Source organism: Loktanella sp. S4079, assembly GCF_000967725.1.
In the GTDB taxonomy this organism is placed as follows: Bacteria; Pseudomonadota; Alphaproteobacteria; order Rhodobacterales; family Rhodobacteraceae; genus Yoonia.
Genome location: NZ_JXYE01000010.1, coordinates 16,617 through 31,913 on the forward strand (window position 1 = coordinate 16,617; position 15,297 = coordinate 31,913).

Genomic DNA, 15,297 nt, shown 5'->3' on the forward strand with positions numbered 1-15,297 from the left:
AGACCTTCAAAGATTTCCGATAAAACCTATCCTGCGGTTCGCTCTATCGCTTGGCCCCAGTCTAGGCTTAGCTGCCCGCAACGGAGACACAGCAATGACCAAAGCAAATTACTACAGCCCCGCAGCAGGATTGCCACCGCAGAGCCAAATCCTCACCGATCGGGCGATGTTCACCGAAGCCTACGCTGTGATCCCCAAGGGCACGATGACCGACATCGTCACCAGCTATCTGCCACATTGGAACGAGGCGCGCGCATGGGTGCTGGCCCGCCCGCTATCGGGATTCGCCGAAACATTTTCGCAATATATCATGGAGGTCTCTGCAGGTGGTGGCAGCACCAAACCTGAACCAGATTGCAGTGCCCAAGGCGTCATCTTTGTGGTTGAGGGCACTTTCACCCTAACAATAAATCAAGACAGCCACGCCATGCGTCCGGGCAGTTACGCCTATTTGCCCGCTGGATGTGACTGGTCGCTCACCAACGACAGTGATACAAACACAACCTTTCATTGGATCAGAAAGCGATACCAATCTGTCGAAGGCATCGACACACCAACAGCCTTTGTCACACACGAAGACGACGCCGAAATGATCGCCATGCCCGACACCGATGGGAAATGGGCAACGACTCGCTTTGTGGACCCCAACGACCTGCGGCATGATATGCACGTGAATATCGTCACGTTCCAACCGGGCGGGGTTATTCCATTTGCGGAAACGCATGTCATGGAACATGGGCTCTACGTCTTGGAAGGCAAAGCAGTCTACCGACTGAACCAAGACTGGGTCGAAGTGGAAGCGGGCGATTTCATGTGGCTACGCGCCTTTTGCCCGCAAGCGTGCTACGCAGGCGGCCCCGGACCGTTCCGTTACCTTCTCTACAAAGACGTAAACCGACACATGCCGCTATCGCGGTAGTTTATGTAATAGCGCATTACTCAACATCCGCCCAAATCGGCAGGTGGTCAGATGCATGACGGGCCAGCCCTTTTTGCACGACGCCTGCATCGCGCAGATCAAGCGAGGGGGACATCGCGATCCGGTCCAGCGCCGCGATGGGCCGCGCGGCATGGAAGCTATGGCCGGGGGCATGGACGTTGAACTGATCTAACGCCTCTAGCCCCTTATGTGGTGACCATTCGTTGAAGTCGCCCGCTACAATGACGCGGTCGGCACCCGCCACGGCCTTTGCGATGGTATGCAGTTGACGCACCCGGTGCCGCCGCATCAGACCAAGGTGCGCTGCGACAAAACTAAAGCTGGGGAGTTCAACCCGAACGGCACCGCGCGGCTCTAGCCCCGGCAAATCAATATGTGTGATGTCACCAACCTTGATCCCTTTGCGTACCAAAACCGCATTACCGTGCCAGCCAAGGCTGACAGCATTCTGCGCGACCGGCACCACAGCGAAATCTGTTTCAGCATCAATCAAGTTACGCGAGATCGCAGCGGGACGTGATCCAAGCCGCAGGTCTGCTTCTTGCAAGGCGATCACATCTGCATCCAGACTATTCAGGACCTGCAAAATGCGCATAGGATCACGCTTGCGATCCAGCCCTTTGGCCTTGCGGATATTGTAACTCGCGACCCGAAGGCCCTTATTTGATATGCACATGCGAACTAGATGGGGATTTATCGCGCAATGAAAAGAGGATCGCATGATCGTTGACAAGATATTGCAGCAAAGCCGCGTCATGCTGGTGCTTTGGGGGCTTTTGGTCGCGGCGACGATTGTGTCGATGATTGCGGGGCGATGGTCGCTGGCCTTTGTGGCTTTTAGCACGTTGATCTTAGCGCTCGCCCCGGTGTTTGTTGCATCGCGCCTGCATCTCCAGCTCCCGCTGCCATTCTTGATTGCCACGACGCTGTTTACATTCGCGACCATCTTTATGGGCGAGGCCTTTGATTTCTACGAGCGAGTCTGGTGGTGGGATATTGCCCTGCACGGTGGGTCCGCCGTTGGGTTTGGCCTGATCGGATTCCTGTTTGTCTTCATGCTTTTCGAGGGAGACCGCTATGCCGCGCCACCCTCTGCCATCGCCTTTATGGCGTTTTGCGTGGCAATAACTGTCGGTGCCACGTGGGAGATTTTTGAGTTCCTAATGGATCTGAGCTTTGGCCTGAACATGCAGAAATCCGGCCTTCAGGACACGATGGGTGATCTTATTGTCGATATGATTGGCGCATTGATCGGGGCGATGTCGGGATTCCTCTACCTCAAGGACAGCCGCAAGGGCGTGACGACAATCTTGCTCCATCAGTTCATTGCGATGAACAAAAGTCTCTATCGTAAGTCCAAAGATCGGCTCAAGAAATAGCGACTATGGGTGAAAACCCGCTGGAATGGTGTCTATTTCTTCCAGCAAAAGATCGGCCATGACTTCGCCCGCCTTGGGGGCCATGCCAAAGCCTATCTTGAACCCGCCATTCGCGACAAACTCGCCCGCGCGCTTCGGATGTACCCCCAAAATCGGGGCGCGGCTTTTGCTACGTGGCCTAACGCCTGCCCAACGTTCTAGAATGGGGGCGTCCTTGAGAACGGGAAAGGCGGCAATCGCCCGTGACAGCACGTCATCCAATTGGTCATCCGTCTGTGTCGGCTCTGTGAATTCGCGTTCAGACGTTGAACCAATGGCGACGGTTCCATCCGCGTGGGGAATGATATGCAGCGCATCCGCAAAGAGCTGTGGCATGCCCGCCGCATCATGCGCCAAAACAACGGCCTGCCCTTTGACGCCGCCGCCCCCTAGTTCGGCAACGCCATTCCAGCCAGTTGCCCAAACGACCTTGCCTTGTGGTTGCCCCTCTTCCACGACAGTGCCACCCAATGCGACGACAGCCTGCGCCAAAGCACGCGTCGCCCGACGCGGGTGGATCAGCGCAGAGAGCGTATCACGGATCACAAACCCAGTGGGCGACGGCGGCATCCAATCCGATTGCGGTGCGGGGATCACCTCCCAGTTGGCCTTGCCTTGCCAAAGTTCAGAAGCCGTAATCGCACGATCCCGTGCGAGCGCCACTGCCCTTTCATCGGCCAAAGGCTGCAACCGCCCCGACCGCAAATAGCCAACGTTAGTGTCTGAAATAGACTCTACACCAGCCCAAAATTGATCCGCCATAATCAGGCTTTCGAATTGAAAGGCTTTTTTCTCGTTCCAGTTTTCAGGCACATGAGGCGCAAGCGCACCGACGACACCACCGCTTGCCCCGGCTGCGACGCCATGGGGGTCGATGACCTGAACCTTCGCCCCTCGCTGCGCGCAGGCATAAGCAACAGACAACCCAAATATCCCAGCCCCCATAATGGTCACATCAGCCGTTGCCATTTGCGTTCCTTCCCCTCAAAGATGGGCTGACTCCTAAGGCATGACCTCATGACAAACCAGACCGCAAAACTTGACTGGCGGGACGGCCGTGTGCCGATCTCGACCCAATTTGATGATCCTTATTATTCGCTCGACAATGGGCTGGCCGAAACGCGCCATGTGTTTTTGGATGGTAACGACCTGCCGGACAGATTTGGCGGTATATTTCAGATTGCCGAACTGGGTTTCGGAACGGGTTTGAACCTGCTCGTGACATGGGCGCTGTGGGATGAGGCAGGACAACCGGGCGCATTACATTTCACCTCTTTCGAGGCCTTTCCAATGGCCAAAGAGGATATGCGTAGCGCCCTGGAACATTTCCCCGAAGTCAGCAGCTATGCGCAGGTGCTACTAGATCACTGGACACCCGGTGACGCAGCGACCCAACTGCCAAATGGCCCAATGCTTGAGGTCATCGTGGGTGACGCACGCCAAACGGTCACAGCATGGCAAGGCCAAGCGGACGCATGGTTTCTTGATGGGTTTTCGCCCGCCAAAAACCCAGAGCTTTGGGAGCCAGACTTGCTGACCGAGGTCGGAAAACACACAAAACCCGGTGGCACAGCCGCCACCTATAGTGCCGCTGGTCACGTCCGGCAAAGCCTTACCAACGCTGGATTTACTGTCACCCGCACCCCTGGATTTGGACGCAAGCGCCATATGACACGCGCAAGGATAGACTATGCAGAATAACGCACGACTTGGCATCATATTGATGATTGCCACAACTTTTGTCTTTGCGATCCAAGACGGGATTTCACGACATCTGGGCGAACACTACAACGTCTTGATGATTGTGATGGTACGCTATTGGTTCTTTGCCGCCTTTGTGGTTGCCATCGCGACGAAGCAGTCCGGCTCTATCAAAGCGGCCGCCACGACCCGACAACCCATCTTGCAAATTATCCGCGGTATTTTGCTCGCACTTGAGATTTGCGTGATGGTCACCGGTTTTGTCGCGCTCGGCTTGGTTGAAAGCCACGCGGTCTTTGCCTGCTATCCCCTACTGGTCGCCGCGCTTTCTGGGCCAGTGTTGGGCGAACAAGTCGGCTGGCGGCGATGGATGGCCATCGGCATCGGCTTTGTGGGAGTTCTGGTGATTTTGCAGCCGGGCTATGGGGTGTTTACCCCCGCTGCAATCATTCCGCTGATCGCAGCGCTTATGTTCGCAGTCTACGGTTTGCTAACCCGCTACGCTGCCCGCAAAGACACCAGCGCGACCTCGTTCTTTTGGACCGGGGTCGCCGGGGCCGTTGTGATGACTATTGCCGGCGCGTGGTCATGGGAGCCAATGACACCCACCGATTGGGGCTGGATGGCGACACTGTGCGTTACGGGTGCTGCGGGCCACTGGTTATTGATCAAGACTTACGAAGTCGCCGAAGCCAGCGCTGTTCAGCCTTTTGCCTATTTGCAACTCGTCTTTGCCAGCGCGATTGGCGTGTTCATCATGGGTGAATCCATTCGGCCCAATGTGGCGCTTGGTGCGGCAATTGTCATTTCTGCTGGGCTATTCACACTGTGGCGGGCACGGCAGAAATCCTAATCTGTTACAGGGCGCGCGACGGGGCGCAGTTGGTCATCTTGCGGAACGGGTCGCGTACGCGGTCGCAACAGCGGTTTTTCCCCGATCAGTAAGGCGGTGAAACCAACCTGCCCTGTGCGCCCAGATAGCCGCGCCTCGTAAATAGGCAGGCTTTCTGTGACGCGCATGACGTAGTTTCGGGTTTCACGAAACGGAATATGTTCGATCCAGTCGATCACATCCATTTCACGCAGGCGTGGATCGCCGCGTTCTTCCATCCAATCGCGTGGTCGCCCCGGCCCCGCGTTATAGCCCGCTGCAATCATCACAGGTGTCGGGCCGAATGTTTCCTCAAGCCCGGCTAAATACTGTGCGCCCAGTGTCGCATTGTATCGCCAGTCATTCGTCAGGCGACCTCGCGAATAGGGTAGGTTCAACTGACCCGCGACCTCTTCTGCGGTGCCGGGCATAAGTTGCATGAGGCCCAAGGCACCGACCGGGCTACCAATGGTCGTGTTAAATTCGCTCTCGCGCCGCGCGATAGACAAAGCCAGCGCCGGGGATACAGGCAGTTCCATTTCCGCAAGATCGTGGATGGGAAAATAAAGCGACGGAATAATCAAACCACGCGTCACGGCCGTTTTTCCCAGTAATAGAGTATAGTACTGCTCGTTCAGGTGATCGAGATAGGCACCCACTTGGGCCAGTTCGACTGGTGACAATGTCTTGCCAAGTTCGGCAAAAAACGTGACAGCCGCACCACGTTCACCGCCCGCAAGCAACATAAAGGCGGCCTTGGTAAGTTCACGTTCAAAAACCAGCGCACCATCCCATTCAACGGATTGCCCGACCAAGGTCGGATCAAGCGGACGCCCCAGTTTCTCGGCAGCAAGCAAACCATAAAATGCGGTTTGATGCGCGGCCGCTGCGCCATAGGCGAGCGCTGCTTGATCAGCGTTTTCCATCACCTCATGTGCGCGCCCGGCCCAATACTGCATACGACTAATTGAAATCGGGCTTGAGACCGCTGCCGACGCCTTTTCGAAATGTGCGAGCGCGCGTTCGGGGTTTCCCAAATAGGTCAGCGCGATGTAGCCAGACAGCCATTCAAGATCTGCAAAAAATGCACCCTCATCGAGGTAATGTCGCGACGCTAAGATATAGGCCTGTTCTGCCCGCCCTTCACGCATTTCCCAGCGCGCCAGCACGCGGCGCCATCCGGCCCAGCGGAACGGCTCACCAAGCGCGGCGCGGCTGGTTGAACGTTCACGCAGCATGGTGACGGCATCGGTCCAGTCACCGCGTTGGGCCCGCCAACTATATCGGTCATAGGCAAAACCGGGGTCTTCACGCAGTGCAACGGGTACAGCCTCGTAAAGGGGAAGCATATTGCGCGTCCCTGCGATGTAGCCGATCCGCGCCGCGGCCAATGCCCTCTGATCAGTCTCTAACAAGGGCAACATGCGGTTGGCATCGCCACGCCGCGACCGCCACAGCATCGCATCGGCGCGTGCGGTATGATAGGGCGCGAGCACGTCAGGAAAGCTTTGGATAAGGGCGTTATGCCCTGCATCAGTCAGGCCAAGTGTTAGCCACGCTTCGCGTAGATAGGCGTTGGCTTGTTCAATTTGCCCGGTCTTTAGCAGTGCCTCTGCATAGCGCGTTGCGCCTTCGCCGGTCTGCGGGGGATCGTCGTGAAACCATGCGATGATGGCCTCGGGGTCATAGTCTTTGGGGATCAGCGGCTCTGCGCGTGCACGCAATCGCGCCTGACCCGGCCAATCTGGATGGGCACCGACAAACAACCGATAGTCATCAAAGGTCGCGTCTCCATCACGTAAACGCAGCCAGGTCAGCACATCTGCGGCAACCGGATCAGCATCCGCGGCCAATGTATAGGCCGCATCCCAATCGGCGCTTGCTGCCGTAATCGCAGCGATCGCGGCTGGATCAATAGCCTGCGCTGCGACTGGACCAGACAATAATGTTGCGACCATCGCAAATGACATTCTTCGCATAGGAACCACCACATCGCATGTTTTTCAGATAAACTAGCGTTGCTGCGGTTAATCACAACTCACAAACTTGGCAATCGGCTGAAACCCGTCTAGTGTCCGCGCGATTTTACCGGGCGATTCAATGCCCACAGCACAAGGAAGCGCGTCATGTTCAAAGGGTCACTCCCTGCCCTCGTCACGCCGTTTAAAGACGGCCAAGTGGACACCGATGCACTTAAGAAACTTGTCGATTGGCATGTGGATCAAGGGTCGCACGGGTTGGTTCCTGTTGGCACCACTGGCGAAAGCCCAACGCTGACCCATGCCGAACATGATACCGTCGTTGCCTGCGTCGTCGAAGCCGCAGCTGGGCGTATCCCAGTGATTGCTGGGGCTGGGTCAAATAACACAGTTGAGACTGTACGCTTGGTCAAGGCCGCCAAAGCTGCGGGCGCTGACGCCGCTTTGGTTGTGACGCCATATTATAACAAGCCAACCCAAGAAGGGTTGATCGCACATTTCACAGCGGCAGCAGAATGCGGTTTGCCAATTATCGTCTACAACATCCCCGGCCGTTCGGTCGTGGATATGACGCCAGAAACAATGGGCAAGCTATCAAAGCTAGAGATGATCGTCGGCGTCAAAGACGCGACAGGTGATCTGTCACGCGTCCCTAAACAGCGAATGCTTTGCGGTACCGATTTCTTGCAGTTATCTGGCGAGGACGCGACAGCACTGGGTTTCAACGCCCATGGCGGCTGCGGTTGCATTTCGGTAACAGCAAACGTTGCGCCAAAGCTATGTGCTGAGTTCCAAGAAAGCACCTTGGCCGGTGACTATGCTCAGGCTCTGACCCAATTGGACCGTTTGATGCCGCTCCACGAGGCAATTTTCGCGGAACCCGGCGTTGCTGGTGCGAAATACGGGATGTCACTCCTCGGGCTGTGCGCTGAAGATGTGCGCTCGCCGCTGACGCCCCTAACGGATGGCACCAAAGAGAAAATGCGCGCTGCTATGGTGCACGCAGGGTTGCTGAACTAACGACCCCAAAAGGGTGGGTTAAAACCCACCCTACGGTACTTCCGCTAGTCTACATTCTGAAAGAAATGTGCGTTAAGACGCCATAACCCGAATGCGAGCGGGATCGCCGCCAAACCGCCGATCACATAGGCGAGCGGCTGGTCGTAAAAGCTTTCGAACATCTGTGTGTACCCGTGGATACCCGCAAAGGTCATACTGGTGTTAAACAGCCCGCGCCGGTTCGTCATGGCCGCCCAGCAAATGAGACCTGCCAGCAGAATCGCCCAGACCACTGCAAAAGCATTATCACTGATGGTCAGTGCCTTCGCGATAAACGCCTGATGGGCGTCGCTCCATTGTTCATAGTCACCGAAAAACTCGTGACGTTGTGGACCCCAGATTGTTTCTCCGACGACGTCGCCAAATAGGCTACCGACGAGGAAAGCCAGGTTCCCGACGATCAGCCCCATAATCGCCAGCACCCCAGCATTGCGTGCAACACCTGCGCCAAACCGAGGCGTGACCCACAGGCAAATGCCAACCAGCAGTGCCATTTGCACAATGGTCAATGTCGGCTCGGGACTAAAGAACGCATAGCTGGCGTGATAATAGCTCGTCCCGGTTGAGAGCATCTGTGCGAAAGGCACGATCGCCAATGCAGTGACAAGACGAATATCGAGCAAAAACCCGCAGCCAAGGATGACCACGAAGGCGTAAAAGTTCACCATAGCGTTGCCAAAAAGCGAAAGATTAGGCGCATAGCTCAGCGCAAACAACCCGCCGACGTTCATGGCCGCAGCCATCAGCAAGACCGCGCCGTAAGCAAAGCGCAGGTGCGGCAACCCCTTAATAAACCGCCAAGCGCACAGGCACATCAGCACGCCACCCAAGGCAAAGCAGATTTCCCCGGCAATATCCGGCGCCTTGTCAAAGGATTCGATAACGGTGCCCGTCAACAACATCCCTGCCCCGATCAATGCACTTGCGTTCCCAAACATCCGGTAAAGAGGCTTGGCAAATCGCAAAACGATCAACCCAGTCGCCAAGAACAAACCACCGCAGAGCGCGACACTCAGCGCATTTGCCAAATAGAATACCAGCCCCAGAGTGGCCGCTGTGATCCCAAATATCAGGATCGTATTAACGCAAAGCGCGACCATTGCCTCGCGTGCGCGTCGTTTAATTTCAACCGCTTGCCTGGGTTCGATCACCCCATCAGCGACGAGCTTTATTGTATCAGCAACGTAATACATCGTAGCCTCCATAAATATCTAAGGCTCTGATAATCAAATTCTGAACATTGTTCAAGTTAATTCTTGATCAATGTTCACGAATCCAATCTGCGGCAAAATCAACATCTTCGCAGCCGCCAAATCGGGCGGCACGTGCCAACTCCGCCCTGAGCGCTGCGACACGCCCACCCCCCATCGCAACGCCGCGTTCCGGCCAAAATGCCGTGACAGATAGCCGCCCGTTTTCGCGTCGCATATCGATACGCCCGACCATGCGGTCGCCCTCGATGACGGGAAACACGTAGTAGCCGTATTTGCGCTGAGGCGCGGGCACGAAAATCTCGATCCGATAATGAAACCCAAACAAACGCTCCGCCCTTTGGCGGTCGCGCAGGGCGGGATCAAAGGGCGACAAAATCCGCACGCGTTGGGTTGGCGCAGAAATCGTATCCATGACGTCCGGCCAAGCAAACGAGCGGCGTAATTTACCGTCTGCGCCCTCCACATCGATTTCGATGATGCGCCCTTGGGCCAGCGCCTCGGTGCACCATTGTTTCGCCTCGGCAGGTGTGACGGTGTCCCAAAAATGGGCCAGTTCGCCAGCGGTCGCGAAACCCAATCTGTTTAGCGCACCGACGCAACACCATTCGATTGTGTCATGCACATCAGGGCGGGGATCACGCAAAGATTGCGGAATGACCCTTTCGGTCAGATCATAGACCTTCGTAAACCCATCGCGCCGCAGAACTGACACCTGGCCAGAGCGCCAGAGATATTCCAAAGCCGTCTTGGAAGGATGCCAATCCCACCAACCACCCGAACCACGGCTTTCGTCTTTGCCCACTTGGCCAGATGTACATGGCCCGTGATCCGCAACGCGACGCAGAACTTGTTCGGTCTTTGCCGTAAAATCATCGCGACGCCCGTTGCGCCATTGCTTCACAAGCCGATCCCCGTCGCGCTGAAACCGCAAACGCCAATAAGGGAAGCTTTGGATCGGGATCGTGGCCGCATCATGCGTCCAATGTTCAAAAACCGCGCGATCACTTTGTAGCAAATTCTGCAGTGCTGCTGGCCGATACTGCTGTCGCCGTGACCAGAGGATCATATCGTGGGCGCGCGCAAAGGTATTCACGCTATCAAGCTGCACAAACCCTAAATCATCGATAACATTGGCAAGATCGCCCCCTTTGCCGGCCCCAGAAGGGCGCGCCGCAAGCCCATGCCGATTTAAAAATACATGTCGCGCGGCCGCGTTCGGCAAGAGTGGTATCGTCATATATGGGTCTTTCAATTCATTCTGTGCGCGCAGCGATACGCAATCACTTGTTCCGCACGCCAACATGCCCTATCTCAACGCAACCATGGCAAAAAAACAAGAAAACAAGAATTACAAAGTCATCGCAGAAAACCGGCGTGCCCGGTACGACTATGCTATCGAAAGCGACCTAGAGGTCGGCATCGTGCTGCATGGATCTGAGGTGAAATCACTGCGGACGGGACAGTCCAATATCGCTGACAGCTATGCGTCAGTCGATGACGGTGAGCTGTGGCTGACCAATTCTTATATCGCCCCCTATGAACGTGCCATGTTCAGCCATGAGGAACGCCGTAAACGCAAACTGCTGGTGAGCCGCCGCGAGTTGTCCCGCCTCTGGAGCGCGACAAAGCGCGAGGGCATGACCCTTGTGCCGCTCGTGATGTATTTCAACGATCGCGGTCTGGTGAAGCTAAAGATCGGCATCGCCAAGGGTAAAAAGAATCACGACAAGCGCGCCACCGAGGCCAAACGCGACTGGGGACGCCAGAAACAGCGGCTCTTGCGTAACGGGGAGTAATCGGCTCAGGAAAACCTTTGCCGATTGATTTTCTTTAGTTAACCTTCCTTCCAAGCGCGGAAAAGGATCACACCGACGCTGTAAATATAACGATCCAATTGGAAGGGACTATCTATGGAACAGCTTATTATTCAGCTCATTTCGGGGGCCGTGGGTGGCAACGCAGCAGGTTCAGCGATGAAAAACCTGTCACTTGGCACTCTGGGAAATACCATCGCTGGTTTGGTCGGCGGTGCAGGCGGTGGCCAGTTGATCGCATTGCTTGGTAGCGGTGCTGCTCTTGCTGGCGGCGGCGGTGACATCATGGGAATGGTGACACAAGCGGCCGGCGGCGCAGGTGGTGGTGCCATTTTGACCGCGATTGTGGGTATGATCAAAAGCAAGATGTCCAGCTAATTTCGCCACGACATTCAATCAGCGCCCTCGCCGTATCGCGGGGGCGTTCGTCATTTTATCGGGCGCATTACGCAACACTACCCGCCTTTTCGCAATAAATCCCGGTTCAACATCTCCAAGGCGCCATGGCGGACTTGTCATAGAACACAGCGCAGGCTACCCCTTCGGCAATTGCCACAAAAGGTGAATGCCATGACAAAATCTGCGCCCGATGACCCCAAAACACTGGTCAGCACAGACTGGCTATCGTCACATCTGTCCGATCCTGACCTTCGCATTTTTGACGCGTCTTGGTATTTGCCCGATGCGGGGCGGGACCCAAAGGCTGAATTCGATCAAGCGCATATTCCCGGCGCACGCTTTTTCGATATCGACGAAATTAGCGATTTGCGGTCTGAACTGCCACACACGGCACCCCCGGTTGAAAAATTCATGTCACGGATGCGCGCAATGGGCGTGGGCGACGGCCATCAAGTAGTGGTCTATGATGGAAGCGGCCTGTTTTCTGCGGCGCGCGTTTGGTGGCTTTTCCGGCTGATGGGACAGACTAATATTGCGGTCCTTGATGGCGGCCTGCCCAAATGGGTTGCTGAGGGCCGCGAAGTGACCACGGCCCCGGCCGTTATTCGTGACCGTCATATGACAGTCAAACAGCGTACAGAACTGATCAAAGACGTGACCGAAGTTGCCCGCGCAGCGAAGCTAAAGGATCACAACATCGTCGATGCCCGCGCGCCCGCGCGTTTCCGTGGCGAGACCGAAGAACCCCGCGAGGGGCTGCGTTCAGGGCATATTCCCGGATCGCGCAACGTGTTCTACCAAGACCTGCTAAATGCAGATGGCACAATGAAACAGGCCAACGCCCTGCGTACCATATTTACCGATGCGGGTGTTGACATGCAAAAGCCTGTCATCACCACATGTGGATCCGGCGTAACCGCTGCGATCCTTTCTCTCGCCCTCGAGCGGATCGGCAAAACCGACCACTCACTCTACGATGGCTCATGGTCCGAATGGGGCATGTATGCCGACCTTCCTATCGCGACTGGAGCCGCTTAATGCTGGAAAATCTAACAGCCCTGCCCGCCGACAAAATTCTTGCCCTGATGGCAAAATACAAAGAGGATCCACGGACCGACAAGGTGGATCTGGGTGTCGGCGTCTATAAAGATGCGAGCGGGAATACCCCAGTCATGCGCGCGGTCAAAGAGGCAGAGCGCCGGATTCTTGCCGACCAATCAAGCAAAGCATACACAGGCCTCGCTGGTGATCCAGCATTCGGTGATGCGATGCGTGAACTTGTTCTGGCAGATAGCGTTGCTGCTGATCGTGTGGCCGCCGTCGCAACACCCGGCGGCACTGGTGCCATTCGTCAGGCACTTGAGCTGATCAAAATGGCTGCACCAGAGGCGACAGTTTGGCTGTCCAATCCAACATGGCCAAACCACCCCTCGATCATCAAGTACCTCGGGATGAAAATGGCCGAATATCGCTATTTTGATGAAGAGACCCGTGGCGTCGATTTTGATGGACTGCTGGCTGACTTGGATACTGTTGCCAAGGGTGACGTGGTCTTGCTGCATGGCTGCTGTCATAACCCAACAGGTGCCAACCTGAGCGCCGAGCAGATGACGCAAGTCATTGAAAAGCTGAAATCAAAAGGTGCCGTGCCTTTGGTCGATATCGCCTACCAAGGCTTTGGCGATGGGCTTGATGCGGACGCCCAAGCCACCCGCCAGATCGCAAGCAGCTTTGATAACGTTCTGATCGCAGCGAGCTGTTCAAAGAACTTTGGTATTTACCGCGAACGAACTGGCATCCTGATGGCCATCGCCAAAGACCCCGAGCAAAAGGCATTGGCACAGCAAACATTGGCATTCCTGAACCGTCAGAATTACTCTTTCCCACCAGATCACGGGGCACGTGTCGTGACAACTATTCTGAACGACGCCGCACTGCGTGCAGATTGGGAAGCCGAGCTTGAGGAAACACGTAACGGGATGCTTGCGTTGCGCCAACAGCTTGCTGACGAACTCAAGCGCTTGACCAATAGCGACCGCTTTGCGTTTCTCGCAGATCACCGTGGGATGTTCAGCCGCCTCGGCACGACACCCGAAAAAGTCGAAAAGCTGCGCGCTGAACACGGCATTTACATGGTTGGTGACAGCCGGATGAACATCGCCGGCCTGAATGCAAAGACAGTCCCCTTGCTCGCACAGGCCATCGTCGACGCCGAGGTTTAGCACCAGCGAAGGAATTTAGCTAAATTCCTTCTGAGCGATAAAAATTCGAGAATTTTTATGCGCCCGCAGCGTTATTTGCTGCGGGCGCATAATTTTGTTGCGAACCATCGCGCACGATTGTACCCAAAAGAAAGGCAGATTCGTAATTTTAATACCCAGAGGAGACATCATGTCATTCCGCCTGCAACCTACTCCGCCAGCCCGTCCAAATCGCTGCCAGCTGTTTGGGCCCGGATCAAACACCAAACTGTTTGCAAAAATGGCAGCTTCTGCTGCGGATGTGATCAACCTCGATCTCGAAGACAGTGTGTCGCCATCAGACAAAGATGTGGCGCGTGCCAATGTCATCGAGGCCATCAACACCGTTGACTGGAACACCAAATATCTGAGCGTTCGCATCAACGGATTGGACACCCCGTACTGGTACCGGGATGTCGTTGACCTGATGGAGCAGGCCGGTGATCGGCTTGATCAGATCATGATCCCCAAGGTCGGATGCGCAGCCGATGTTTACGCCGTTGACGCGCTTGTCACCGCGATTGAGGCAGCAAAGGGTCGCACAAAGAAAATCACTTTTGAGGTCATTATTGAATCTGCCGCGGGCATCGCCCATGTCGAAGAAATCGCGGCCAGCTCACCGCGATTGGCCGCCATGTCATTGGGGGCCGCAGATTTTGCGGCTTCGATGGGAATGCAGACCACAGGTATCGGTGGCACCCAAGAAAATTACTATATGCTCCACGGTGAGGCACGCCACTATTCAGATCCATGGCATTGGGCGCAAACCGCTATTGTTGCGGCTTGCCGGACGCATGGGGTCTTGCCCGTCGACGGCCCGTTTGGGGATTTCTCAGACGACGAAGGCTACCGGGCGCAGGCCCGCCGTTCGGCCACTTTGGGCATGGTCGGCAAATGGGCAATCCACCCCAAGCAGATCGCGCTTGCCAACGAAGTCTTTACCCCTTCTGACGAAGCTGTCGCAGAAGCGCGTGAAATTCTTGCTGCGATGGAGGATGCCAAGGCCCGAGGCGAAGGCGCGACCGTGTACAAAGGCCGCTTGGTCGACATTGCCTCAATTAAACAAGCCGAAGTCATTGTGCGCCAGTCCGAGATGATCGCGGGCTGACGCTGTTTGATTTACTGACCGGCCAGCGTGAGCCGCCCAGCGTCATAGGCTGTTTTACAATCGGTCGCGTCATGCATGATATCTTCGCTCAATAGCGGCGTAGATGTCATGCCTGGGCCAGCAAAGCGCATATCATCGCATTCGCCATCATTCGACCATTCCCCGTTATCATCGCCAAAATTGATGATCCCGCCTTTGCCAACGCCAACGAGTGTCAGGTTACCGGCCTCAAATGCCGTCCGGCAGTCTGTCGCATCATGTAGTACATCATCCTGAAGTAGGGGCGTCGATGTCATACCTGCCCCCTCAAAGCGGGGATCATCGCATTCACCGTCATTTGCCCATTCGCCGCTATCATCGCCAAAATTCACATTTTGGGCCAAAACAGGGCCAGCAAACAGACAAGTTGCAACCATAACACATGTAATAATTCGCATGTTTTTGCTCCTAAGACATTGAATAATAATGAGGTTCTTACGCCTCTTGTTTTTGTTTGCAAGAGCCAAAACCGATGCCGTTGCCATCAGCCTGACGTTACGCCATATATCGCCTAG

At 55.7% G+C, this 15,297-nt stretch carries 16 protein-coding genes; 10 read left to right on the plus strand and 6 right to left on the minus strand.

Annotated features, from left to right (window positions below; all coding sequences use genetic code 11):
- The first annotated feature begins 94 nt into the window (after positions 1-94).
- Positions 95-919 (plus strand): bifunctional allantoicase/(S)-ureidoglycine aminohydrolase, encoded by an 825-nt coding sequence (locus TW80_RS15830; RefSeq protein ID WP_045998434.1) that lies wholly within the window; start codon positions 95-97, stop codon positions 917-919.
- 16 nt (positions 920-935) lie between these two features.
- Here the strand turns inward: TW80_RS15830 and TW80_RS15835 are convergent, their stop codons facing one another.
- Positions 936-1,616 carry an endonuclease/exonuclease/phosphatase family protein gene (locus TW80_RS15835; RefSeq protein ID WP_045998435.1) on the minus strand — a complete coding sequence of 227 codons (681 nt, stop codon included), beginning with the start codon at positions 1,614-1,616 and terminating at the stop codon, positions 936-938.
- Between the two features lie 43 nt (positions 1,617-1,659).
- Here TW80_RS15835 and TW80_RS15840 point away from each other — a divergent pair, with 43 nt between their 5' ends.
- On the plus strand, positions 1,660-2,319 hold the full coding sequence (locus TW80_RS15840) for a hypothetical protein (protein WP_045998436.1): 660 nt from the start codon (positions 1,660-1,662) through the stop codon (positions 2,317-2,319).
- Between the two features lie 3 nt (positions 2,320-2,322).
- Here the strand turns inward: TW80_RS15840 and TW80_RS15845 are convergent, their stop codons facing one another.
- Positions 2,323-3,327, minus strand: coding sequence for an NAD(P)/FAD-dependent oxidoreductase (locus tag TW80_RS15845; protein WP_045998437.1), 1,005 nt, complete (start codon positions 3,325-3,327; stop codon positions 2,323-2,325).
- A 48-nt stretch (positions 3,328-3,375) separates the two neighbouring features.
- Between TW80_RS15845 and mnmD the strand changes: the two genes are divergently transcribed.
- Both mnmD and TW80_RS15855 read left to right on the plus strand, forming a co-directional pair.
- Positions 3,376-4,059 carry a tRNA (5-methylaminomethyl-2-thiouridine)(34)-methyltransferase MnmD gene (mnmD, locus tag TW80_RS15850; RefSeq protein WP_045998438.1) on the plus strand — a complete coding sequence of 228 codons (684 nt, stop codon included), beginning with the start codon at positions 3,376-3,378 and terminating at the stop codon, positions 4,057-4,059.
- Positions 4,049-4,912, plus strand: a complete 864-nt coding sequence (locus TW80_RS15855) for a DMT family transporter (protein ID WP_045998439.1) — start codon at positions 4,049-4,051, stop codon at positions 4,910-4,912. Before mnmD ends, TW80_RS15855 begins: the two co-directional genes overlap by 11 nt.
- On the opposite strand, the gene TW80_RS15860 is transcribed toward TW80_RS15855, so the two are convergent.
- Positions 4,909-6,909 carry a lytic transglycosylase domain-containing protein gene (locus TW80_RS15860; protein ID WP_239450574.1) on the minus strand — a complete coding sequence of 667 codons (2,001 nt, stop codon included), beginning with the start codon at positions 6,907-6,909 and terminating at the stop codon, positions 4,909-4,911. The two genes, TW80_RS15855 and TW80_RS15860, sit on opposite strands and share 4 nt — an antisense overlap.
- Before the next feature lie 147 nt (positions 6,910-7,056).
- On the opposite strand from TW80_RS15860, the gene dapA reads away from it, so the two are divergent.
- Positions 7,057-7,929, plus strand: coding sequence for a 4-hydroxy-tetrahydrodipicolinate synthase (dapA, locus tag TW80_RS15865; protein WP_045998440.1), 873 nt, complete (start codon positions 7,057-7,059; stop codon positions 7,927-7,929).
- Positions 7,930-7,973: 44 nt separating this feature from the next.
- Here the strand turns inward: dapA and TW80_RS15870 are convergent, their stop codons facing one another.
- A complete protein-coding gene (locus tag TW80_RS15870) occupies positions 7,974-9,161 on the minus strand; it encodes a hypothetical protein (protein WP_045998441.1) in 1,188 nt (395 codons plus the stop codon).
- A 67-nt stretch (positions 9,162-9,228) separates the two neighbouring features.
- Positions 9,229-10,419, minus strand: a complete 1,191-nt coding sequence (locus TW80_RS15875; RefSeq protein WP_045998522.1) for a winged helix-turn-helix domain-containing protein — start codon at positions 10,417-10,419, stop codon at positions 9,229-9,231.
- 85 nt (positions 10,420-10,504) lie between these two features.
- Here TW80_RS15875 and smpB point away from each other — a divergent pair, with 85 nt between their 5' ends.
- The 5 genes from smpB to TW80_RS15900 all read left to right on the plus strand — a co-directional run bounded on the left by smpB (position 10,505) and on the right by TW80_RS15900 (position 14,743).
- Positions 10,505-10,978, plus strand: coding sequence for an SsrA-binding protein SmpB (smpB, locus tag TW80_RS15880; protein ID WP_045998523.1), 474 nt, complete (start codon positions 10,505-10,507; stop codon positions 10,976-10,978).
- 114 nt (positions 10,979-11,092) lie between these two features.
- Positions 11,093-11,374 (plus strand): hypothetical protein, encoded by a 282-nt coding sequence (locus TW80_RS15885; RefSeq protein ID WP_045998442.1) that lies wholly within the window; start codon positions 11,093-11,095, stop codon positions 11,372-11,374.
- A gap of 192 nt (positions 11,375-11,566) precedes the next feature.
- Positions 11,567-12,433, plus strand: a complete 867-nt coding sequence (sseA, locus tag TW80_RS15890; RefSeq protein ID WP_045998443.1) for a 3-mercaptopyruvate sulfurtransferase — start codon at positions 11,567-11,569, stop codon at positions 12,431-12,433.
- Complete coding sequence (locus TW80_RS15895; RefSeq protein ID WP_045998444.1) at positions 12,433-13,617, plus strand: amino acid aminotransferase; 1,185 nt, start codon at positions 12,433-12,435, stop codon at positions 13,615-13,617. Before sseA ends, TW80_RS15895 begins: the two co-directional genes overlap by 1 nt.
- A 169-nt stretch (positions 13,618-13,786) precedes the next feature.
- A complete protein-coding gene (locus tag TW80_RS15900; protein ID WP_045998445.1) occupies positions 13,787-14,743 on the plus strand; it encodes an L-malyl-CoA/beta-methylmalyl-CoA lyase in 957 nt (318 codons plus the stop codon).
- An 11-nt stretch (positions 14,744-14,754) separates the two neighbouring features.
- Here the strand turns inward: TW80_RS15900 and TW80_RS15905 are convergent, their stop codons facing one another.
- The gene (locus TW80_RS15905) at positions 14,755-15,180 is read right to left on the minus strand and encodes a hypothetical protein (RefSeq protein WP_157033309.1); all 426 of its coding nucleotides are present in this window, start codon (positions 15,178-15,180) and stop codon (positions 14,755-14,757) included.
- Positions 15,181-15,297 lie beyond the last annotated feature (117 nt).

What these genes read in the sequence shown, in the direction of transcription:
- TW80_RS15830 (WP_045998434.1), top strand. Translation starts at nt 95, where the DNA reads ATGACCAAAGCAAATTACTACAGCCCCGCAGCAGGATTGCCACCGCAG.
- TW80_RS15835 (WP_045998435.1), bottom strand. Translation starts at nt 1,616, where the DNA reads ATGTGCATATCAAATAAGGGCCTTCGGGTCGCGAGTTACAATATCCGC.
- TW80_RS15840 (WP_045998436.1), top strand. Translation starts at nt 1,660, where the DNA reads ATGATCGTTGACAAGATATTGCAGCAAAGCCGCGTCATGCTGGTGCTT.
- TW80_RS15845 (WP_045998437.1), bottom strand. Translation starts at nt 3,327, where the DNA reads ATGGCAACGGCTGATGTGACCATTATGGGGGCTGGGATATTTGGGTTG.
- mnmD (WP_045998438.1), top strand. Translation starts at nt 3,376, where the DNA reads ATGACAAACCAGACCGCAAAACTTGACTGGCGGGACGGCCGTGTGCCG.
- TW80_RS15855 (WP_045998439.1), top strand. Translation starts at nt 4,049, where the DNA reads ATGCAGAATAACGCACGACTTGGCATCATATTGATGATTGCCACAACT.
- TW80_RS15860 (WP_239450574.1), bottom strand. Translation starts at nt 6,909, where the DNA reads ATGCGAAGAATGTCATTTGCGATGGTCGCAACATTATTGTCTGGTCCA.
- dapA (WP_045998440.1), top strand. Translation starts at nt 7,057, where the DNA reads ATGTTCAAAGGGTCACTCCCTGCCCTCGTCACGCCGTTTAAAGACGGC.
- TW80_RS15870 (WP_045998441.1), bottom strand. Translation starts at nt 9,161, where the DNA reads ATGTATTACGTTGCTGATACAATAAAGCTCGTCGCTGATGGGGTGATC.
- TW80_RS15875 (WP_045998522.1), bottom strand. Translation starts at nt 10,419, where the DNA reads ATGACGATACCACTCTTGCCGAACGCGGCCGCGCGACATGTATTTTTA.
- smpB (WP_045998523.1), top strand. Translation starts at nt 10,505, where the DNA reads ATGGCAAAAAAACAAGAAAACAAGAATTACAAAGTCATCGCAGAAAAC.
- TW80_RS15885 (WP_045998442.1), top strand. Translation starts at nt 11,093, where the DNA reads ATGGAACAGCTTATTATTCAGCTCATTTCGGGGGCCGTGGGTGGCAAC.
- sseA (WP_045998443.1), top strand. Translation starts at nt 11,567, where the DNA reads ATGACAAAATCTGCGCCCGATGACCCCAAAACACTGGTCAGCACAGAC.
- TW80_RS15895 (WP_045998444.1), top strand. Translation starts at nt 12,433, where the DNA reads ATGCTGGAAAATCTAACAGCCCTGCCCGCCGACAAAATTCTTGCCCTG.
- TW80_RS15900 (WP_045998445.1), top strand. Translation starts at nt 13,787, where the DNA reads ATGTCATTCCGCCTGCAACCTACTCCGCCAGCCCGTCCAAATCGCTGC.
- TW80_RS15905 (WP_157033309.1), bottom strand. Translation starts at nt 15,180, where the DNA reads ATGCGAATTATTACATGTGTTATGGTTGCAACTTGTCTGTTTGCTGGC.